Origin of the sequence: Maribacter arcticus (assembly GCF_900167935.1) — a bacterium.
GTDB lineage: Bacteria > Bacteroidota > Bacteroidia > Flavobacteriales > Flavobacteriaceae > Maribacter > Maribacter arcticus.
Genome location: NZ_FUYL01000013.1, coordinates 66,861 through 88,215 on the forward strand (window position 1 = coordinate 66,861; position 21,355 = coordinate 88,215).

At 36.1% G+C, this 21,355-nt stretch carries 15 protein-coding genes and 1 tRNA gene; 9 read left to right on the forward strand and 7 right to left on the reverse strand.

Annotation, left to right across the window (positions count from 1 at the left end):
- Positions 1 to 184: 184 nt before the first annotated feature.
- From B5X55_RS17635 to B5X55_RS17645, 3 genes are read left to right on the forward strand one after another with little or no spacing between them, the layout of a single operon-like run.
- Positions 185 to 3,511, forward strand: coding sequence for a transglutaminase family protein (locus B5X55_RS17635; protein WP_079514372.1), 3,327 nt, complete (start codon positions 185 to 187; stop codon positions 3,509 to 3,511).
- Positions 3,512 to 3,523: 12 nt separating this feature from the next.
- Positions 3,524 to 6,085 carry a circularly permuted type 2 ATP-grasp protein gene (locus tag B5X55_RS17640; protein WP_079514469.1) on the forward strand — a complete coding sequence of 854 codons (2,562 nt, stop codon included), beginning with the start codon at positions 3,524 to 3,526 and terminating at the stop codon, positions 6,083 to 6,085.
- Between the two features lie 2 nt (positions 6,086 to 6,087).
- The gene (locus tag B5X55_RS17645) at positions 6,088 to 6,978 is read left to right on the forward strand and encodes a transglutaminase family protein (RefSeq protein WP_079514374.1); all 891 of its coding nucleotides are present in this window, start codon (positions 6,088 to 6,090) and stop codon (positions 6,976 to 6,978) included.
- A gap of 30 nt (positions 6,979 to 7,008) precedes the next feature.
- On the opposite strand, the gene madM is transcribed toward B5X55_RS17645, so the two are convergent.
- Genes madM through B5X55_RS17660 form a run of 3 tightly spaced genes read right to left on the reverse strand, consistent with a single transcriptional unit; the run spans position 7,009 to position 9,623 of the window.
- Positions 7,009 to 7,755: a malonate transporter subunit MadM gene (gene madM / locus B5X55_RS17650; protein WP_079514376.1), complete on the reverse strand. Its 747-nt coding sequence runs from the start codon at positions 7,753 to 7,755 to the stop codon at positions 7,009 to 7,011.
- A 2-nt stretch (positions 7,756 to 7,757) separates the two neighbouring features.
- The gene (gene madL, locus B5X55_RS17655) at positions 7,758 to 8,132 is read right to left on the reverse strand and encodes a malonate transporter subunit MadL (RefSeq protein WP_079514378.1); all 375 of its coding nucleotides are present in this window, start codon (positions 8,130 to 8,132) and stop codon (positions 7,758 to 7,760) included.
- A 12-nt stretch (positions 8,133 to 8,144) separates the two neighbouring features.
- On the reverse strand, positions 8,145 to 9,623 hold the full coding sequence (locus B5X55_RS17660; protein ID WP_079514380.1) for an acyl-CoA synthetase: 1,479 nt from the start codon (positions 9,621 to 9,623) through the stop codon (positions 8,145 to 8,147).
- Positions 9,624 to 10,158: 535 nt separating this feature from the next.
- On the opposite strand from B5X55_RS17660, the gene B5X55_RS17665 reads away from it, so the two are divergent.
- Together B5X55_RS17665 and B5X55_RS17670 are read left to right on the forward strand one after the other, a co-directional pair.
- On the forward strand, positions 10,159 to 12,003 hold the full coding sequence (locus B5X55_RS17665; protein ID WP_079514382.1) for a glycoside hydrolase family 2 protein: 1,845 nt from the start codon (positions 10,159 to 10,161) through the stop codon (positions 12,001 to 12,003).
- 52 nt (positions 12,004 to 12,055) lie between these two features.
- A complete protein-coding gene (locus B5X55_RS17670; RefSeq protein ID WP_079514384.1) occupies positions 12,056 to 14,365 on the forward strand; it encodes a type IA DNA topoisomerase in 2,310 nt (769 codons plus the stop codon).
- 251 nt (positions 14,366 to 14,616) lie between these two features.
- On the opposite strand, the gene B5X55_RS17675 is transcribed toward B5X55_RS17670, so the two are convergent.
- A tRNA-Met gene (locus B5X55_RS17675) sits at positions 14,617 to 14,689 on the reverse strand.
- A gap of 192 nt (positions 14,690 to 14,881) precedes the next feature.
- Here B5X55_RS17675 and B5X55_RS17680 point away from each other — a divergent pair.
- The 4 genes from B5X55_RS17680 (at position 14,882) to der (ending at position 19,449) form a co-directional block, all read left to right on the forward strand.
- The gene (locus B5X55_RS17680) at positions 14,882 to 16,246 is read left to right on the forward strand and encodes an alanine/glycine:cation symporter family protein (RefSeq protein ID WP_079514386.1); all 1,365 of its coding nucleotides are present in this window, start codon (positions 14,882 to 14,884) and stop codon (positions 16,244 to 16,246) included.
- Positions 16,233 to 17,117, forward strand: coding sequence for a GTPase Era (gene era / locus B5X55_RS17685; protein ID WP_079514388.1), 885 nt, complete (start codon positions 16,233 to 16,235; stop codon positions 17,115 to 17,117). Before B5X55_RS17680 ends, era begins: the two co-directional genes overlap by 14 nt.
- Positions 17,118 to 17,361: 244 nt before the next feature.
- On the forward strand, positions 17,362 to 18,093 hold the full coding sequence (locus B5X55_RS17690) for an acetyltransferase (RefSeq protein ID WP_079514390.1): 732 nt from the start codon (positions 17,362 to 17,364) through the stop codon (positions 18,091 to 18,093).
- Between the two features lie 51 nt (positions 18,094 to 18,144).
- Positions 18,145 to 19,449, forward strand: a complete 1,305-nt coding sequence (gene der / locus B5X55_RS17695; protein ID WP_079514392.1) for a ribosome biogenesis GTPase Der — start codon at positions 18,145 to 18,147, stop codon at positions 19,447 to 19,449.
- A gap of 88 nt (positions 19,450 to 19,537) precedes the next feature.
- Here der and B5X55_RS17700 read toward each other — a convergent pair whose 3' ends face one another.
- The 3 genes from B5X55_RS17700 to B5X55_RS17710 are packed head-to-tail and all read right to left on the reverse strand — an operon-like array spanning position 19,538 to position 21,354.
- A complete protein-coding gene (locus B5X55_RS17700; RefSeq protein WP_079514394.1) occupies positions 19,538 to 20,329 on the reverse strand; it encodes a TPM domain-containing protein in 792 nt (263 codons plus the stop codon).
- Positions 20,310 to 20,747 (reverse strand): TPM domain-containing protein, encoded by a 438-nt coding sequence (locus tag B5X55_RS17705; RefSeq protein WP_079514396.1) that lies wholly within the window; start codon positions 20,745 to 20,747, stop codon positions 20,310 to 20,312. The genes B5X55_RS17700 and B5X55_RS17705 overlap by 20 nt, the downstream gene beginning before the upstream one ends.
- 7 nt (positions 20,748 to 20,754) lie before the next feature.
- Positions 20,755 to 21,354, reverse strand: coding sequence for a LemA family protein (locus B5X55_RS17710; protein ID WP_079514398.1), 600 nt, complete (start codon positions 21,352 to 21,354; stop codon positions 20,755 to 20,757).
- Position 21,355: the final 1 nt, after the last annotated feature.

Here is a 21,355-nt window from a genome sequence, read left to right on the forward strand (position 1 = left end):
CAATGCTGGTTACAGAAGTATTTAATTCATAGAAAAAATAGAAAATCAATCACCAGATTATCAATCTAGCAATAAAAATCGTCCTAGCTATTTTATGAATAAAAATTAAGACGATTAACTTATTTGGGTATACAATTATAATTATAAGTGCTTATATTAGGTAAGACAGAAATACGACCAAACTATGGCATTAAAAGTTGCAATTAAACACAAGACAAAATATATCTACGATAGAAGCATAAATCTATCTCCACACATATTTAGATTGCGGCCTGCACCACATAGTAGAACGCCCATTGAGGCGTATTCCATAAAAATAAAACCAGAGAATCATTTCTTTAACTGGCAACAAGATCCATTTGGTAATTATTTGGCGCGAATCGTATTTCCAGATAAGACCACCGAACTTTCTGTAGATGTCGAGATTATTGCAGATTTAAAAACAATTAATCCGTTCGATTTCTTTGTTGAGGAAGCAGTAGAAGAGTTTCCATTTACCTATTCTGAAGAGTTGAAAAAAGAGCTTTTACCTTATTTGGAGAAGGTAGAAAGTGGCCCGCTTTTAAAAGATTGGTTGGCGAAAATTGACATGACACCTAAGCGTAGTATTGATTTTCTAATCGGTTTGAATAGTGATTTGTACAACCATTTAAACTATACATTACGTATGGATCCTGGGGTGCAGACGTGTGAAGAAACTTTGGATAGTAAATTAGGTTCGTGTAGAGATTATGCTTGGTTATTGGTACAAACATTACGGCATTTAGGATTGGCGTCTCGGTTTGTGTCAGGGTATTTGGTACAATTGAAATCTGATGAAAAATCATTGGACGGCCCATCTGGTCCTGAAGAGGATTTCACCGATTTACATGCTTGGGCCGAAGTGTATTTACCTGGTGCGGGATGGATTGGCTTAGACGCCACATCTGGTCTATTGGCTGGTGAAGGTCATATTCCTTTAGCATGTACACCTTCTTATGAAAGTGCAGCACCTGTTAGTGGATTTTCCGATTTTGCCGAAACTACCTTTGAGTTCGAGAATTCTGTTACACGTATTTTCGAGTCTCCACGGGTTACCAAACCCTATACAGAAGACCAATGGAAAGCCATTTATGATTTAGGTTTTGTTGTAGAAGATGAATTACAGGCGAATGATGTAAGATTAACCATGGGTGGCGAACCAACTTTTGTTTCTGTAGATGATATGGAGTCGGGAGAGTGGAATACCGAGGCCGATGGTGAGCATAAACGTAAGCTTGCAAGTAAATTGTCTTTAAGATTAATGGATGTGTTTGGAAAAGGCGGAGTCTTACATCATGCGCAAGGAAAATGGTACCCCGGAGAACCTTTACCACGGTGGTTAATAGGTGTTCATTGGCGTAAAGATGGAAACCCTATTTGGAGAGATCCAAAGTTACTGGCTTCTTTTGCGGAAAATTATAAACTACCCGTAAATATCACGGAAACCTTCTTAAAAACATTATCTAAATTTTTAGGAACTGACGATGATTCTGTTGCCCCTGCATACGAAGATGCTTTTTACTTTTTATGGGAAGAAGGTAAATTACCTATCGATGTAGATCCCAAAAAATACAATAAAAACGATACGCACTTACGTCGAAAGTTGGGCGATATTTTAGAGCAAGGTATCGGTAAGGCTGTAGGCCACATATTCCCTTTAGTGAAGAAAAGTGGCAAATGGATTACCAATCCGTGGGAGTTTAGAGGAAAGCATTTATTGCTGACACCTGGTAACTCATCTATTGGGTTGCGATTACCGTTAGACTCGTTGCCAAAAAATCCAGAGATTCCTTCAGAGCCAACGGCAGAACCAGAACTTTTTGAGAAAAGGCCTGCTTTACCTGCTTATGGTGTCGACTTGCAACGAAGAAAACGAAGAAAAACAACGGCTAGAAAAAATAAAAATCAACCTTTTGTTCGTACGGCAATATGTGCTGAGGTTCGTGAAGATAAATTATACTTGTACTTACCACCTTTAGATAGCGCAGAAGACTTTCTAGATTTAGTGGCGAGTATAGAGACAACCGCTAAAAAATTAAACACTCCGATAATTTTAGAAGGTTATGAGCCACCACGCGATAACCGTTTAGAGGTGTTGAAAGTAACTCCTGATCCCGGTGTAATTGAAATAAATGTTCATCCGGCAAATAATTGGAAAGAACTTACAGATAATACGTTGACGCTTTATGCTGAAGCAAAAAAAGCACGTTTGGGTACAGAAAAATTTATGCTTGACGGCAAGCATACCGGTACTGGAGGTGGAAATCACGTTACATTAGGTGGGGTTACGCCAGCGGATAGTCCGCTACTGCGAAACCCACAATTGTTACGAAGTTTATTGACGTTTTGGCAACATCATCCTGGGTTGTCTTATTTGTTTTCGGGGGCATTTATAGGACCAACGAGTCAAGCACCACGAGTTGACGAGACTAGATTGGAAAATCTGTATGAGCTAGAGATTGCATTTTCGCAAATACCCGACGATAAAGAAGTGCCTTTTTGGTTGACCGACCGGTTGTTCCGCCATTTACTGACCGATATTACAGGAAATACCCATAGGGCCGAATTTTGTATCGATAAATTATATTCCCCAGATTCTTCTTCAGGTAGGTTAGGCATACTAGAACTTCGTGCATTTGATATGCCACCACATGCACAAATGAGCTTAATGCAAATGTTATTGGTGCGTACCTTGGTTTCTTGGTTTTGGAAAAAACCTTATAAACATAAGTTGGTACGTTGGGGTTCTGAACTTCATGACAAATTTTTATTAGAGCATTACGTAAAAGAAGATATAAAAGATATTGTAGAACAATTAAACGATGCCGGTTATCCGTTTAAGTTAGATTGGTTCGACCCGTTCTTTGAATTCCGTTTTCCATTGTATGGCATGGTAGAAATAAATGCGATGCAATTAGAACTTCGTATGGCTATAGAGCCTTGGAATGTATTGGGGGAAGAAATGACAGGGCGTGGTACTTCGCGTTATGTAGATTCTTCCTTAGAACGTATACAAGTAAAGCTTAACAACTTCACTGTAGAAAGGTATACGTTGAGCTGTAACGGGGTAAAAGTAGACCTTAGTCCTACAGGTACAAAAGGGGAGTATGTAGCAGGTGTACGCTTTAAGGCGTGGGATCCTTGGTCTGCATTGCACCCAACTATTGGTGTAGATACACCACTGGTTTTTGATATTGTAGATGATTGGAACCAAAAATCAATAGGAGGTTGTACTTATTTTGTGGCACACCCTGGCGGACTTTCCTATGATAATTACCCTATAAATAGTCTTGAAGCCGAGTCACGAAGAATAAATAGGTTCTGGGACATTGGTTTAACACAAGATGAGGTAACACCGAAAGAATTGGTCGCTTCGACAAATTTTACCGGTAGAATGGTAGAACCTAAGTCAGGTTCAAATACATTTGTATATAAGGAGATGCCGGTAAATCCAGAGTATCCACATGTAACCGATTTACGCAAGAAGTAATTGAAAAAGGTAATGCCAACAACGAAGACCAGCTGGTTAAATAGCTACAAAACCCATCAGGGCAATGATGAAATGTATTCATTGAACGATGAGGTAAAACCTTATTGGAATAAATTATTTAAGGGATTTGATAAACTTGGGGTGAATGGATTAACGGCGCGCCAAAAAGATATTGATTGGTTATTGTCTGAGAACGGCGTAACCTACAACGTATACAATGATCCAAAAGGAATGCATAGGCCTTGGAGCTTGAATGTGGTTCCTTTTGTATTGCATCAAGAAGAATGGAATAGGGTAGAGGCAGGTTTAAAACAAAGGGCCGAATTACTCAATTTAGTTTTAAAAGATGTTTACGGCGAGCGAAAGCTAATTAAAGATGGTATTGTGCCATATGAGGTCATTTATGGGCATCGTGGTTTTTTAAGACAATGCTCTGGAATGGAGCTTAATATGGAAAAGTTTTTATCCATATACGCAGCAGATTTATGTCGCGGCACCGATGGTCGTTTGTGGGTGGTTAATGATCGTACAGAAGCACCTTCAGGTATGGGGTATGCCTTAGAGAATAGATCTACAAGCAGTAGAATTCTTCCTGAGATGTTCGCGAAAATGAATGTTAAACGGTTGTCTGGTTTCTTTCAAAAATTCAATCAGATGCTTATTGATGCTGCTCCAGGTAAAAAAGAGAATCCGAATATTGTAATTCTAACTCCTGGATCACATAATGAAACTTATTTTGAACATGCCTACATGGCTTCCTTTTTAGGATATCCATTAGTTCAAGGCAATGATTTGGTCGTGCGCGATGGTTTTCTTTGGATGAAATCATTACAAGGTTTAAAACAGATAGATGTAGTATTGCGTAGGGTAGATGATGCATTTACAGATCCATTAGAATTACGTGAAGATTCACATTTAGGCGTAGCAGGATTATTAGATGTAGTTAGAAGAAAAAATGTATCGGTCATTAATCCGATAGGAAGTGGAGTTATTGAAAATCCTGGGTTAATTCCTTTTATGCCAGCGATTGCTAAATATTTCTTGAAAGAAGAGTTGATATTACCGCAAATAGCCTCTTGGTGGTGCGGACAAGAAAAAGAGAAAAATTACGTACTAGAAAATTTATCGAAATTAGTAGTTAAAAGAATAGATCGTACCAATAGAGAAAGTATCTATTTTGGAGAGTTAATGAGTGTCAAAGAGATAGATGCACTTAAAAAAGTGATTATAGAACGACCGTATCGGTTTGTTGCTCAAGAGCATATTAATTTTTCTACAGCTCCGAATCTTACAAATGAAAGCTTAGAACCAAGAAATGTTGTTGCTCGGGCATTTTGTATTGCCTCAAAAGACCAATATTCGGTAATGCCGGGTGGTTTGGTTAGGGTTGCATCAGACAGCGAAACAGTTAGGGTTTCTAATCAGCGAGGTGGTACAAGTAAAGATTTATGGATTTTAGATGAGACCGCTTCAACAGAAGATAAAAGTAGACAATGGCAACAGAAATCATCGGTTGCAATTTCAGGATTAAATGACTTGCCAAGTCTAACGGCAGAAAATTTATATTGGGCAGGGCGTTATGTTGGGCGTACTTTAGTTAACGCTCGCTTTTTACGTACCGTAATGCGCCAAATGGCTATAGTACAAAATAGGGATGAAAAACCTGATTCTGAAAAGCTAAAAGTGTTGTTCAAAGCCGTTACCCACTTAACGGCAACCTACCCAGGTTTTATTGAGAAGGATAAGAATGGAAAACTGGCAATGGATAATCCTTACGAAGAAATGCTATCTGTTATTTTAGATAAAAATAGAGTTGGTAGTTTGGCCCACACCATAGGTATGTTCAGTAATTCATACTATTCTATTCGTAATTTATGGTCTTCAGATATGTGGCGTGTATTTGAAAATATCCAAAAATTATGGAATTCTTTAGTAGATGGTGAGGATCATTCCATCAACCGAATTTTAAAAGTATTGAATCAATTAATTACCCGCTTAATTGCTTTTATGGGGTTGATTGAAGAAAGTATTATGGTGCAACAAGGTTTGTTGCTTTATTTTATTGGATTGCAATTAGAGCAAAGCTCGTTGACTATTACTAAATGTCGTGCCTTACTAACCATTAAATATGACGAGCAGGTAGAATATGATTTGTTGGAGTATTTACTGACAAGCCATGAAAGTTTGAATATTTATCGATACAGTTATCGTTCGCATATTGAGTTAGAGCATGTGCTTGATTTAGTAGTGCTTGATTTAGATTATGCACGTTCATTAACCTTTATGATAAATCGATTACAGAAAGATATTTCTCGTTTACCACATTCGAAACAAGACCATCAATTAAGTAACTATCAGAAATTTGTATTCGAGGCCTTTTCAAAGTTGAGGTTAGCAGAATCTACAGAATTAGCTAAGACAAAATCTGAAACTGATTATGCTAGAGAAGAACTTAATCATTTAATGAAAACTCTCTCTAAGCTTCTGCATCAGACCTCGCAATCTATTTCAAACACGTATTTCAATCACACAGACAAGCAAAATCAATTGTTTACACAGTCTTTTCCTATTTGAGTATGATATTTAATGTAACACATACCACTAAGTACGAATATAATGCCCCGGTCAGTTATTGTCATAATATTGCTACGTTACGACCAAGGGAATCGAAGGGGCAAGAGCTTTTAGATTATAAAATACAAATAACTCCAGAACCCGCTGAAATATCTGAACGTATTGATTTTTTTGGAAATTTTATTACCCGTTTTTCTATTCAAACAGAGCATAAGGTATTAAAGGTAACTACCAAGAGTAAAATTAAACGAGAATATGTTCAATATCATGAATTGTTTAATAGTGATGCTTGTACGAGTATTACCATGAATGATGCACTATTTGCATTGAAAGGAATGAGTCCTGAAATTCTCGAAGCAAAACAGTACATTCTTGAATCGATTTTTATCAGAAGAACAGATAAGAATATACGTGATTATGCTGAATTGTCTTTTAAAGGAAACCGTTCCGTTTTTGATGCAGCCTACGAATTAATGCAACGTATTTATACCGATTTCGATTTCGATTCAGAGTTTTCTACAATTTCGACTCCTATAGAAGATGTTATGAAAGAGAAAAAGGGAGTTTGTCAAGATTTCGCACAGATTGCAATTGCTTGTATTCGTTCTGTCGGTTTACCTGCACGATACATTAGTGGTTATATTGAAACCTTACCAGCTCCTGGAAAGAAAAAATTGGTTGGCGCCGATGCATCACACGCGTGGTTCGCCATTTTTATACCTAGTTTCGGTTGGGTAGATTTTGACCCTACTAATAATCAGATTCCAAAAGACCAACATATAGTTGTAGGGTGGGGTAGAGATTATTATGATGTACCACCGTTAAAAGGAGTGGTTTACGGTAGTGGACAAAGTACGTTAAAAGTTGCTGTCGATATTGCTGCAGTTGTGTAAACCATTTTCGACGATTGGTTTTTATCAAAATTAAAAACCTAAAAATTTCAATATTAGATAAAAAACGGAAGGGCATAATAAACAACCAATTCCTGTATAGAATGTTGCTGTTAATGCTCCGTAAGGAACGAGCTTTTCATCAGTAGCCGCCAAACCTGCAACAACACCACTTGTAGTGCCAATCAATCCACCAAACACAACAGCGGCATGCGGGTTGTCTAACTTAATTCGTTTGGCAATCAATGGAGTTGCAATAGTGGTGAAAATAGTTTTTACAACTCCTGTGGCTACACTAATAGCAATTACATCAGAACTTGCACCCAGTGCAGTGCCAGTAACCGGGCCTACAATGTAGGTTCCAGCACCTGCTGCAATGGTTGCCATACTTACCGCGTCTGTATAACCCATGAAGTAAGCAATTATAGCCCCAATAAAAAATGTCACAGTGACTCCAATAAGTAGCGAAATGATACCGGCAAGTCCGGCTTGTTTTATTTTCGAAATGTCGGCACTCATTGCAGTAGCTACCACTGCAAAATCTCTAAACATAGACCCACCTAATATTGCCATACCTGCAAAAATGGGAATATCTGCCATACCTTTCTTATCACCAGTAAATGCTAATGCTAAGCCTATTAGAATTGCAATGGCTACCCCAGGTATTTTGTTCCTCAATAGTTTTTTGGAAATCCAAAAAGAAAAAAGCATTATGATGCCTACAAATAGAAATGCGAATACGAGTCCATTCTTTGAAATAATCTTTTCAATGATTTCCATACTTATGTTTTTGGAATTTCATTGTTTCTGCCAATTTTAGATAAAACAGGGACTAAAAGCATACAAATAATAGTAGTGACGATACCAGCAACAACAGCGACGAAGCCACCAGAAACTGCAGCTTTTACATTAAGCGTTGCAGCCATAGCAACAATAATGGGAATGTACATCGCGCTCCAAAACCAAACACCTTTTTCAGTTTCAGGAATTAACCAACCTTTTTTTCTAAGATAAATACTCGAGGCCATTAATAGAATCATGGCAAAACCTACGCCACCAATATCATTATTGATGTTAATGAGTTTGCCTAATAAATTTCCTAAAAATTTGCCGAGTAAAAAACAGGCTGCTAGTAATGCTACCCCATATATTTTCATACTTCTGTGAATTTATGTAAATAGTTTTTTGATGTCATTCTTTGTCACTTTTCCCATAACGTTTCTGGGTAATTCTTCTTGGAAAATGTATTTTCTAGGTGTTTTGTAAGCAGGTAGTTTTTCATGAATCCACGATGTTAAATCTTCAACTGATAGTTCATCAAGTTTTAAAACAATACTTGCACCGATAATTTCTCCCCATTCCAAATCTGGAATGCCAACGACACCACAATCTTTAATTTTGGGGTGTGTACGAAGTACTTCTTCAATTTCTAAAGCAGATATTTTATATCCGCCAGATTTAATAATATCTACTGAATTTCTACCTAAAATTTGGTAACTATCTACATCGAATATGGCTATATCTCCAGAATGAAACCATCCATCAGCAGTAAAGGCCTCAGCAGTAGCCTCAGGCTTTCGCCAATATTCTTTAAAAACATTGGGTCCCTTAATTTGAATTTCTCCAGGTTCACCAACGGTAACAATTTGATTGTTTTCATCGACCAGTCTAATAGATACACCGTGTAACGGTTGACCGATATGACCTGGTCTACGTGTGCCATTATATGGGTTGCTAATGGCCATACCCATTTCAGTCATGCCATAGCGTTCTAATAAGGTATGTTCACTAATTTCTTTCCATTCCTCTAAAACACTAACAGGTAGTGCCGCGGAACCGGAAACCATTAATCTGAATTTGGATAAGTGTTTTGAAATTTCCTTTTTTTCTGTAGTAGTACGTTCGTTGAAATAAGTAATCAATTTAAAATATATCGTTGGTACGGCCATAAAGACATTAACCTCGTCTTTTGAGAAAATATCAAATATCGCTTTCGGGCTAAATTTTGGAAGAAATTCACAACATGCCCCACTCCATAAAGCACAACTCAACATATTTATAATGCCGTGTACGTGGTGTAATGGTAAGACATTTAGCACATGATCATCTTTGTTCCATTCCCAAGAGGTAGTCAGGGCAGTAATTTGTGCTTCGATATTGGCATGGGTAGTTACGACACCTTTTGGTAATCCGGTAGTACCACTGGTATATAGAATAAGTGCGCTACGGTCTAAGGTAATAGTTGGTAATTCACATTTTTTTAATGATATATCTGCATACTTAATAAATCGAATATTGGTGCTTTTAAATAGAGGAGAAAGTAATTCTGTAAAAGCTTCTGTATAAATTACTGTTGTGGCTTGCGTGTCTTCTAAAACGTATTGAATAGAAGGTAGCGGATGTTTTTCACACAAGGGAACAGCAATACCGCCAGCTCTCCATATTCCCCATTGAACAGCGGCGTATGAAAAACTCGCAGGAACTAAAAAAGCAATTCTAGCTTGGTTTAAATCCTTTTTGTCTTGTAGTACGTTAGCAGAAACATGTTCTGATTGCTCTAATAGTTGGTAGTATGTATGGTTTTCACCATCACTTTTGATGGCAACTCTTTCTGTAAACAAAGAGGCTCTTTCAATTAATGTTATCATGTGTAATTGGTACTAAATAAACGTGTAAGCTAAACAAGGTAAGCACCAATACTGGAAATGCCAAAATAGATGGTAAAATTACTTTATCAAGGGAATTATGTTATAACGATATTTTTAGAATCAACGCCCAGATTAAATAAAATAAGCCCTTGAAAAGCTATATGGAGGGTATGTCATTTATTACACTTTCTTAAAGCAGAATGTGCTTGTAAAAACTGTTTTATTAAAGACCAATCTATATCTTATAGTAATTCGGTTTAAAAAAGAAGATATCCCCTAACTATTTAGGATGGTTCAGTTACAAGCTTCTAGAATTAAACAAAGGATGCTAGTAGTTTTTTAAAAACGTTCGAATATCGTTAAAATTTAGCGAATAGCTCACTACAATTTGTCTCATAGATAAGACTATTTAGTTCATTCTTGTGTCTCTAAGAATGAAAACGTTGAATGACCTATATTTAGGAAAAATTGACACAAAAAGTAGGTTAATATTGAGTTGATAATTTTATTTTAGTTGAATTATAAAAAACAAAAGATGAACCAGATTATTTCGAATACACCAAAAACCAAAGTATTACGAATTTTATTCCTTTTGCTTATCTCTATTTCTCAACCAATAATGGGACAATGGAGCCCATCGGGAGATAAAATCAAAACAAAATGGGCTGAAAAAATCACTCCAGATACTGTTCTTTCAGAATATCCCAGACCAATTATGGAACGTGATGAATGGAGAAATTTAAATGGTCTTTGGGATTATGCTATACAGAAAAAAGGGAGTACTGCACCGACTAATTATCAAGGTAAAATACTAGTTCCGTTTGCGGTCGAGTCAAGTTTATCTGGAGTTATGAAAGAGGTTGGAACAGATAAAGAGCTTTGGTATAATACCACTTTCGAAGTGTCTTCTAGTTGGAAGAATCAAGCCATATTATTACATTTTGGGGCTGTTGACTGGGAAACTGTTGTCTGGGTTAATGGTATAAAAGTAGGTTCTCATTTGGGTGGGTATACTCCTTTTTCATTTGATATCACACCTTTTCTTGTTGATGGACCGCAGCAGTTAACCGTAAAGGTTTGGGATCCTACTAGCGATGGTCCTCAACCTAGAGGTAAGCAGGTGAATAAACCAGAAGGAATATGGTATACATCTGTAACAGGAATTTGGCAAACTGTGTGGATAGAACCTGTTTCAAAAAAACATATTGAACATATAAAGACAGTACCTGATATAGATAATGGAATAATAAAAGTGTTGCCTATTGTTAAAGGAGTTGAGTATGGTGATATAATTGAAGTTGTTGTTTTTGAAGGCGATAATGAAGTAGCTACGGCTAAAGCAGCTGTTGGTGAAGAACTTGTTTTGTCGTTACCTAATGCGAAACTTTGGTCACCAGAATCACCATTTTTATATGATTTGAAAATAAAGATATTAAGTAATAATGACGTTGTAGATGAGGTTGAAAGTTATGTTGGTATGCGAAAGATTAGTATGAAAAAGGATGCTTTTGGTATTGTTCGTATGCAGCTAAATAACGAGGATTATTTTCAATTTGGCCCATTGGATCAAGGCTGGTGGCCAGATGGGCTATATACTGCGCCTAGTGATGATGCTTTAAAATATGATATTGAAAAAACCAAGGAACTGGGTTTTAATATGATTAGAAAACATGTAAAAGTTGAACCAGCAAGATGGTATACCCATTGCGATAGGCTGGGTATTTTGGTGTGGCAAGATATGCCAAGTGGAGACAAGAGTCCTCAATGGCAGAGCCATAATTATTTTGATGGCACCGAACTAAAGAGAAGTGCAGCTTCAGAAAAGATATATAAAACAGAGTGGAAGGATATAATGGACTATTTATACTCTTACCCAAGTATTGTGGTTTGGGTACCTTTCAATGAAGCTTGGGGCCAATTTAAAACAGAAGAAATTACAGAATGGACAAAAGCATATGATTCAAATAGGTTAGTTAATTCTGCAAGTGGAGGCAACTTTTATCGTACAGGTGATATTGTTGATTTACATAACTACCCAGGTCCTGATATGTATTTGTATGATGCACAAAGAGTCAATGTGCTTGGTGAATATGGAGGAATTGGACTTCCTTTAGAAAATCATTTATGGAAACCTGATAATAATTGGGGCTATGTTAAGTTCAAAAATTCAAAAGAATCTACAGCCGAATATGTTAAGTATGCTAAAGAATTGAAGAAACTGGTTAAGGCTGGATTCTCAGCTGCGGTATATACACAAACGACTGATGTTGAAGGAGAGGTAAACGGTTTTATGACTTATGACCGTAAAGTAGATAAGATGAATATAAAAGAAGTGAAAGCAGTAAACTTGGAGGTTATAAATGCCTTAAATCATCAATAGTTTATACCGAATAATAATAGCACTCGATTTTTTTAAATTTTCAATATATAAAATGAAAGTCTGTATTGCCGAAAAACCATCTGTAGCAAGAGAAATTGCTTCCGTACTTGGGTCTACCATCAAACGTGAAGGGTATTATGAAGGCAATGGCTATGCTGTAACCTATACTTTTGGGCATCTTTGTACGCTTAAGGAACCAAACGATTACAAACCGCATTGGAAAAGTTGGGATCTAAACAATTTACCAATGCTGCCAGAACATTTTGAAACCAAAGTATCTAAAGATTCTGGTATTCGAAAACAGTTTAAAATTATAAAGCAATTATTCGATAAAGCAGATGTTGTTATAAATTGTGGTGATGCTGGGCAAGAAGGAGAATTAATACAACGCTGGGTTTTGAATCAAGCGAATTATAAAGGCAAGGTTGAAAGACTTTGGATTTCTTCGCTTACAACCGAAGCCATAACAGAAGGTTTCAAAAACTTAAAACCATCTTCAGATTACGATAATTTATATTATGCAGGTTTTTCTCGCGCTATTGGAGATTGGCTTTTAGGTATGAATGCAACACGGTTGTACACTTTAAAACATGGTGGTTACAAACAAGTATTATCAGTTGGTCGTGTGCAAACACCAACATTAGCTATGTTAGTAAACCGGTTTAAGGAGATAGAGGATTTTAAATCGCAACCTTATTGGGAATTGCAAACCCTTTATCGCGAAACTTTATTTAGCTACGAAGAAGGGCGTTTTCTTAAAGTTGAAGATGGAGAAAAACTGGCGAAAATTGTAAAAGAACACGATTTCGAAATTGTTTCTACTGCAAAAAAGGCAGGCAATGAATATGCACCAAAGTTATTTGATTTAACAGGTTTACAAGTCTATTGTAATACTAAGTTTGGTTTTAGTGCCGACGACACCTTAAAGATTGTTCAAAAACTATACGAACAAAAAGTAGTTACTTATCCTAGAGTTGACACCACGTTTTTACCAAACGATGTGTACCCAAAAGTACCTGGAATACTAAAGAATTTAACCAATTATACAGCTTTAACAGCACCTTTACATGGTAAAAAGCTAAAGAAAACTAAAAAGGTTTTCGATGATAGTAAAGTAACAGATCACCACGCAATAATACCAACTGGGCAGCAAATGAATTTGCAATACAATCAGCAACAGGTTTATAATATTATTGTACGTCGTTTTATAGCAGTGTTTTATCCAGACTGTAAAGTCTCGAACACTACTGTAATTGGTAAAGCTGAAAAAGTAAAGTTTAAAGCCACAGGAAAAGAGATTTTAGAAAAAGGATGGCGTATTGTTTTTGAAACACCTAATGCAGCAACTAAAGAATCTGGAATGCTACCAACATTTAAAAAAGGTGAAAGAGGACCCCATGAACCGTCATTTTTAGAAAAACAAACCAAACCTCCAAAGCAATTTACTGAGGCCTCACTGCTGCGCGCTATGGAAACCGCAGGAAAACAGGTTGACGACGATGAACTTCGTGAAATTATGAAAGAAAACGGTATTGGCCGCCCTTCTACACGTGCTAATATTATTGAAACTTTATTCCGTAGAAAATATATAAAACGAAATAAAAAGCAAGTAATCCCAACGGATACTGGCATTCAATTAATAGATACTATTCAAAATGAATTATTAAAATCTGCCGAGCTCACTGGTAAGTGGGAAAAACAGTTAAAAGATATTGAGAAAGGAACATTTAGTGCTGGTAGTTTTATTAAGCAAATGAAACAAATGGTAGATCGTTTGGTTTACGAAGTTAGAAGTGAAACTAAGAAAGCTAATATTTCGTCAGTACATAATAATTCTGCTGGCACAATGAAAAAAACAGCCAAGAAAACAAGTGGAATATCATCCGATAAATGCCCTAAATGTAAGAGTGGATCTATCCTTAAAGGAAAAAATGCTTATGGTTGTTCTGAATTTAAAAAGAATTGCGATTTTATAATTCCATTTATATTTGAAGGTAAAACCATTTCAGAAAAACAATACATTAGATTGTTGCAAAAAGGGTCGACCGTAAATTTAAAAGGCTTTAAAGTTCGTAATGCCGCTATTGAAGGTCTTATTAGATTTGATGAAAATTTTAAACTAAAATTAGAACCTAAAAAACAATTAAACATTAAAAGTCTTCCTGTTTCGGTAAGGTCTTCCGAAGAAAATAGTTGTCCAAAATGTAACAAAGGAACTATTATTAAGGGAAAAACAGCTTATGGTTGTAGCCAATATAAAACGGGCTGCGATTTTAGGTTTAGTTACGATTCTATTCGTGAAAAAGCAAAAGGACAGCAATTAACCAAAGATTTGGTTTTTAAAATATTTAGAGAAAACTAAATGTTTTGGTGTTCCTGTAAAGGTGTAAATTGAAATGAATCAATGCTTGGTTGCTTGATAATCAAGATTTCATCAAGTCAATTAGAGAAAGCTTACTTTAGACTAAAGTTCAAATAAAGGATTGAAAAGTTTCACTCTACTGAAAAATTGTATGCTCTTTCATCTTAAAAGGTAATGAACTCCTTAAAATTAGACATAAAAAAACGGCTTGTGCGAACACAAACCGTTAGTTTAATTAGCCTAAGCTTTAGTAGCGGGGACTGGACTCGAACCAGCGACCTTCGGGTTATGAGCCCGACGAGCTACCTACTGCTCTACCCCGCGATATGGGTTTTCATCTTACTTGTTGTTTAACAACTTCAGTTCATTACGCTGACAAGATGAGCGCTACTATTTGTAACGGGCTGCAAATATACAACCAAATTATTATAATTTCAAAACTTATTTAAAGAATCTTTTCAAAGTCAGTAGCTAGTAAAAAACATAAAATCCATAACTTCGAATTTTTAGCAATTTATGGATACAATTAATGATTTTATAGCAAGCGCACTTCCTTATACCGAGTGGCCAATGTTTCTTTTGCTAATTGGCGGCGGACTCTTTCTTGTTTTTTATTCCAAATTTATGCCTTATCGCTTTTTTGGTCATGCAATTGCTATTACTGCTGGTAAATATGACGATGAAAATTCTGTTGGAGATGTTAGTTCTTTTCAAGCTTTGTCTGCAGCAGTGGCAGCCACAGTTGGTTTAGGGAATATTTCTGGTGTAGCAATTGCTATTCACGACGGTGGCCCAGGAGTTGTTTTTTGGATTTGGATGACCGCTTTGATCGGTATGTGTATTAAGTTTTATTCCTGTAGTTTGTCTATAATGTATAGAGGGACAGATTCCGACGGAAAATTGCAAGGTGGCCCTATGTATTATATTACCAAAGGATTGGGTGAAAAAGCTCGTCCACTAGCTGTATTTTTTGCTGTTTGTGGTCTTTTTGGTTTTTTAGGTGTTTTTACGGCAAATCAGTTTACTGAAACTTTTATGAGTGTCGTTGAGCCATCTACTGCATTTTTTGAGATGAGTGATCAAAATTGGAAATGGACAATAGGTATTATTTTAGCAATTATCACTTCATTCGTAATATTTGGCGGATTAACGAAAATAGCGAAAGTAGCCTCTGCTATAGTTCCTTTTATGGTGGCATTGTATTTAGTAGCGGTGTTAGTGGTAATGGCCTTAAATTCTGAAATGATATTACCTTCCTTAAAAATGATTTTGACTGAGGCTTGGAATTTAAAATCTGCCGCAACAGGTGGTTTTTGGGGTCTTGTGATTATAGGAGTGCGTAGAGCAATGTTCTCTAACGAGGCTGGTTTGGGTAGTGCACCAATGTATCATGGCCAATCTAAAAACGATGAGCCTATTCGAGAAGGTTTGGTGGCGATGTTGGGTCCGTTTATTGATACAATACTAGTTTGCACCTTTACGGCTATTGTTATCATTTTAAGCGGAGCTTATTTGGAAGATACTAGTGGTATTGTAATGACGCTTTCAGCTTTCAAAACTACATTGTTTGGTTGGGGCGATGTACTGCTAATGGTTATCGTAACTGCCTTTGCACTTTCAACCTTATTCACCTACTCGTACTATGGTGTAAAATCGCTTTCGTTCTTAACCAATGCAAAAATAGGACGCCTCTATAACTGGTATTTTGTGATTATGATTGTTTTCGCTGCTGTTGCTTCACTGGATCTAGTTAAGAATTTAATTGATTTGTCTTATGCACTAATGGTAATACCGAATATGATTGCCGTACTTTTGTTGGCTCCAAAGGTGAATGCGGAAATGAAAAAATACTTAATAAAGTTGAAAGATGGCAGATCATAAGGCAGGCTTCGTAAATATTATTGGAAATCCCAATGTTGGCAAATCCACACTGATGAATGCATTTGTGGGTGAGAAATTGTCAATTATTACGTCAAAAGCACAAACAACAAGGCATCGAATTTTAGGAATTGTCAATGGTGATGATTTTCAAATGATTTTGTCTGATACTCCTGGTATTATTAAACCAGCATATGAGTTACAGTCAAGTATGATGGGTTTTGTGAAATCTGCATTTGAAGATGCTGATGTGCTTCTATACATGGTTGAGATAGGGGAGAAGGCTTTAAAAGACGAAGCATTTTTCGAAAAAATAAAAAACAGCAAGATTCCTGTATTGTTGTTGTTGAATAAGGTTGATACGGCTACACAAGAATTATTGGAGGAGCAAGTTCAGTATTGGCAAGAAATGTTGCCTAATGTAGAGCTGCATCCTATTTCTGCATTATCAAATTTTAATATTAAAGGAGTATTTGAACGTATTATTGAATTAATGCCTGTTGCTCCAGCCTACTATCCGAAAGACCAGTTAACTGATAAGCCTGAGCGATTTTTTGTTAATGAAACCATTCGTGAGAAAATCCTTTTAAACTACAAAAAGGAAATCCCGTATGCTGTAGAAATAGACACAGAGGAGTTTTTTGAAGATGAGGATATTATTCGCATGCGCTCGGTAATTATGGTTGAACGCGATTCTCAAAAGGGAATTATCATCGGTCATAAAGGAGCTGCATTAAAACGAGTTGGTGTTGAGTCTAGAAAAGATTTAGAAAAGTTCTTTGGCAAACAAGTTCATCTTGAACTGTATGTTAAGGTGAATAAAAACTGGCGAAGTGATTCTAGGCAGCTAAGACGGTTTGGGTATAATAAGTAGTATGTTATTTCTATTAATTGCTTTGGCTTCAGAACAATTTTCATACATTTTCTTTTTTAATATCCTTGCAGTGTCCTAAGTCTAAAAAAAATACTTTTTAATAATCAATTGGTTAGTGTGGATTTTGCATATTTTTTTGACGTTTAAAATAAAATAATTGCCCTATTCTGTATTTAAGTGATTCAAATAAAAAAGAAAGTGTTATATTTGAATCATCGACAAAGCGTTCAAAAACCCCGATGAAATGCAAAATGTAATTATTTTTGGAGCCTCTGGCCATGGTAGTGTTGTTCTGGATTGTTTAGAAAAAGAGGGTAAATATAATGTTATTGGGTTTGTTGATTCATACAAAAAAAAAGACTCAAAAATTAATGGATATCAAGTTCTTGGTAGTGAGTTTGACCTTCCATATTTAATAAATAGATTTAACATAGTTGGTGGTATTGTAGCAATTGGAGACAATTGGATAAGAAAGCTCATTGTTGATAAAATATTAAAAATAGTTCCCAATTTTAATTTTGTAAATACAGTACATCCGAAGTCAATATTGGGTAAAGATGTGCTTTTAGGATGTGGAAACGTTTTTATGCCAGGAGCAATAGTTAATGCAAATTCTATAATTCATGATTTCTGTATAATAAACACGAATTCTTCTCTAGGGCATGATGGAATTATGGAATCTTATTCTAGTCTAGCGCCTTCGGTATGTTGTGGGGGTAATTTATATCTTGGTCAATTTTCTGCTATAAGTTTAGGAGTTGACATTATTAATGGAATTGAAATTGGTAAACATTCAATTGTTGGGGCTGGTTCTTTAGTTGTAGAAAGCTTTGGTGATAATATACTAGCCTACGGTTCGCCTGCTAAAATTATTCGTAAAAGAATAATTGGAGAACCTTATTTGACTACCTCTAAAAAGCAGTCTTTACCAAGTTTAAGAAATCTTCAAGAGATTAGGTCTAATCTCTCTATTTAAGTTTTGTTGTATTTGCCACTTTAAGCACTACCTTTGCGCCAAATTTAAGCTATGAGTGCTATTGTTGCCATTGTGGGAAGACCTAATGTAGGTAAATCTACTTTATTTAATCGATTGATTCAAAGACGTGAAGCTATTGTTGATGCCGTTAGTGGTGTAACACGTGACCGTCATTATGGTAAAAGTGATTGGAACGGCAAAGAGTTTTCGGTTATTGATACGGGTGGCTATGTTGTCGGTAGTGATGATGTTTTCGAAAAAGAGATTGATAAGCAAGTTGAGTTGGCTATTGATGAAGCCGATGCCATTATATTTATGGTCGATGTAGAAACTGGTGTAACCGGTATGGACGAGGATGTTGCGAAATTACTACGTAAAGTAAAAAAACCTGTTTTCTTAGCAATAAATAAAGTAGATAACGCTAAACGTGCAGAGGATGCAGTTGAATTTTATTCATTAGGATTAGGCGAGTATTATACACTGTCGAGTATCAATGGTGGTGGAACAGGTGATTTGCTAGATGCTCTAGTTAAGGAATTGCCAGATGTTGTTGAGGAGAAAAGTGAGTTGCCAAGATTTGCCGTTGTTGGTAGACCTAACGCAGGAAAGTCTTCATTTATAAATGCACTTATTGGTGAAGAAAGATATATAGTTACAGATATTGCAGGTACTACAAGAGATAGTATCGATACAAAATACAATCGCTACGGGTTTGAATTTAACTTAGTCGATACGGCAGGTATCCGTCGTAAATCTAAAGTAAAGGAAGATTTAGAATTTTACTCGGTTATGCGTTCTGTTCGAGCAATTGAACATTGTGATGTATGTATTTTACTATTGGATGCTACTAGAGGTTTTGACGGACAGGTAGAAAATATTTTCTGGCTTGCACAGCGTAACCATAAAGGAATTGTAATTTTAGTAAACAAATGGGATTTGGTAGAAGACAAAGAAACCAATACCATAAAGCACTACACAGATAAAATCAAAAAAGCAATTGAACCATTTACAGATGTTCCAATTCTTTTTGTTTCAGTGCTTACAAAACAACGAATTTTTAAGGCTATAGAAACGGCGGTAGAAGTTTATAATAACAGAAACAAGAAAATCATTACACGTAAGTTTAATGAAACAATGTTACCAATTATAGAACACTACCCACCACCAGCTTATAAGGGAAAGTTTGTGAAAATAAAGTTCTGTACGCAGTTACCTACTCCTTATCCTCAATTTGCATTTTTCTGTAATCTTCCACAATATGTTCGGGAGCCTTACAAGCGTTATTTAGAGAATAAAATTAGAGAGGAATACGATTTTACAGGAGTACCGATTACGGTATTTATGCGTAAGAAATAGTTTTTTTGAAATTAAGAATTGGTCAAGTAGTTTTATGAAAGTAAAATTATTTGACCATTTTTTTGGTTAGGCTAGTAATCAATAAAATTTACCACCCTCCAGAAGCACCGCCACCGCCGAAGCCACCACCACCAAAACCTCCGCCGAATCCGCCACCGCCAAAGCTTCCGCCTCCGCTACTGCCACCAAATCTTCCAGAACCATTTGAGCGCCCCATATTGCTAAGTATAATCATATCCCAAGGGCTTAAGCCTCTACGTTTTCCGCCACTGCCATTGTTGTTATCATTTTTACGACTCCATAGAATGAAAAGAATCACAATGAATATAATAAAGGGCAGTATTGAGGAAAAAGGAAAACCTTCATTATTGTCAAAAGTTCGATTTTCTTTAAATTCTCCATTCAGTACTTGAAAAATAACATCGGATCCTTTATCTAGGCCACCATAAAAATTACCGGTTCTAAACTCTGGTAGAATAATATTTTCAATAATTCTTTTCGAAAGAGCATCGGTTAATGAGCCTTCAACGCCATAGCCTGTACTAATGGCGATTTTTCTATCATCCTGCGCTAAAATGATTAAAATGCCATTGTCCTTTCCTTCTTGGCCAATACCCCATTTTTGTCCCCAGTTAGCGCCGAGATAATTAATGTCTTCACCTTTAGTGGTTGAGATAATAGTAATTACTATTTGAGTAGAAGTACTGTCAGAATATCTAACCAACTTCTGACTTAACTCATTTTTTTGTTGGTCACTTAGTAAATTGGTATAGTCGTAAACACTTGTTTGTAGCGCTGGTTTATCAGGAATCTCAAATTGACTCCAAACAGGTTTGCACCAAAGAAAAAGTAGTATAAGGCTAACCTTTAGATATCTCATTGCTTAATTCGTTGGTGTCATCTGAACGCCATGGAAAATGGCTGTTCAATTCAGTGCCGGCTTTTAAAACACCAGCTATAATGCCCTCTTTGTATGCTCCTTTAATAAAATGACTTTGAATGGTATCTTTAGTAGTTTGCCAGAAATTTGAAGGAACTACTTTGTCAATTCCCTTGTCACCACAGATAACAAACTTTCTGTCATTTACGGCTACATAGATAAGCACGCCATTTTCTTGCTTGGTGTTATCCATCTTTAGCAAATGGAAGACTTCTTGAGCGCGTTTGTAATGGTCTTTTTGAGTATGTGCTTCTATGTGCACTCTAATTTCACCAGTAGTATTTTTTTCAGCCTTTAAAATAGCGTCAACTATTTCTTGCTCTTCTGTTACGGTCAAAAAATCTTCTACTTTCGACATTTGGGAATCAATCAAATTCAAAATTCACGTCTGGTGCATTTTCAGAACCTAAATCAGCTTTATAATATATCAATTCGTTAAAGTTTAAGAAGCCTGCTAGTATTGAATTCGGGAATTTCTTAATATGTAGATTATAAGGCTCAACGGTTGCATTGAATCTATCTCTGGCTACATTTATTCGATTTTCAGTACCTTCTAATTGAGATTGAAGTTCAAGAAAATTTTGATTAGCCTTTAAATCAGGATAACGCTCTACGGTTACCAATAATCTACTTAATGCGCTGCTAAGTCCGCTTTGTGCTTGATTGAACTGTGCCAATTGCTCTGGTGTAATGTTAGCAGGATCAATACTTATTGAAGTAGCTTTCGCTCTTGCTTCGATTACATCGGTCAATGTTCCTCTTTCAAAATCGGCTGCACCTTGTACGGTTTTTACCAAATTACCAATTAAATCATTTCTACGTTGATATTGACTTTCTACATTCGCCCAACTTTTAGTAGAAGTTTCTTTTAATGCTACTGCTGTATTGTTGAAGCCTACGCCCCATTGGTATAGCCCGAATGCTATTACTACAATGACAATTAATGCAATAATTCCTTTTTTCATA

Bases quoted from the DNA above. Each gene is read 5' to 3' on its own strand.
- B5X55_RS17635 (WP_079514372.1), top strand. From the start codon at position 185: ATGGCATTAAAAGTTGCAATTAAACACAAGACAAAATATATCTACGAT.
- B5X55_RS17640 (WP_079514469.1), top strand. From the start codon at position 3,524: ATGCCAACAACGAAGACCAGCTGGTTAAATAGCTACAAAACCCATCAG.
- B5X55_RS17645 (WP_079514374.1), top strand. From the start codon at position 6,088: ATGATATTTAATGTAACACATACCACTAAGTACGAATATAATGCCCCG.
- madM (WP_079514376.1), bottom strand. From the start codon at position 7,755: ATGGAAATCATTGAAAAGATTATTTCAAAGAATGGACTCGTATTCGCA.
- madL (WP_079514378.1), bottom strand. From the start codon at position 8,132: ATGAAAATATATGGGGTAGCATTACTAGCAGCCTGTTTTTTACTCGGC.
- B5X55_RS17660 (WP_079514380.1), bottom strand. From the start codon at position 9,623: ATGATAACATTAATTGAAAGAGCCTCTTTGTTTACAGAAAGAGTTGCC.
- B5X55_RS17665 (WP_079514382.1), top strand. From the start codon at position 10,159: ATGAACCAGATTATTTCGAATACACCAAAAACCAAAGTATTACGAATT.
- B5X55_RS17670 (WP_079514384.1), top strand. From the start codon at position 12,056: ATGAAAGTCTGTATTGCCGAAAAACCATCTGTAGCAAGAGAAATTGCT.
- B5X55_RS17680 (WP_079514386.1), top strand. From the start codon at position 14,882: ATGGATACAATTAATGATTTTATAGCAAGCGCACTTCCTTATACCGAG.
- era (WP_079514388.1), top strand. From the start codon at position 16,233: ATGGCAGATCATAAGGCAGGCTTCGTAAATATTATTGGAAATCCCAAT.
- B5X55_RS17690 (WP_079514390.1), top strand. From the start codon at position 17,362: ATGCAAAATGTAATTATTTTTGGAGCCTCTGGCCATGGTAGTGTTGTT.
- der (WP_079514392.1), top strand. From the start codon at position 18,145: ATGAGTGCTATTGTTGCCATTGTGGGAAGACCTAATGTAGGTAAATCT.
- B5X55_RS17700 (WP_079514394.1), bottom strand. From the start codon at position 20,329: ATGAGATATCTAAAGGTTAGCCTTATACTACTTTTTCTTTGGTGCAAA.
- B5X55_RS17705 (WP_079514396.1), bottom strand. From the start codon at position 20,747: ATGTCGAAAGTAGAAGATTTTTTGACCGTAACAGAAGAGCAAGAAATA.
- B5X55_RS17710 (WP_079514398.1), bottom strand. From the start codon at position 21,354: ATGAAAAAAGGAATTATTGCATTAATTGTCATTGTAGTAATAGCATTC.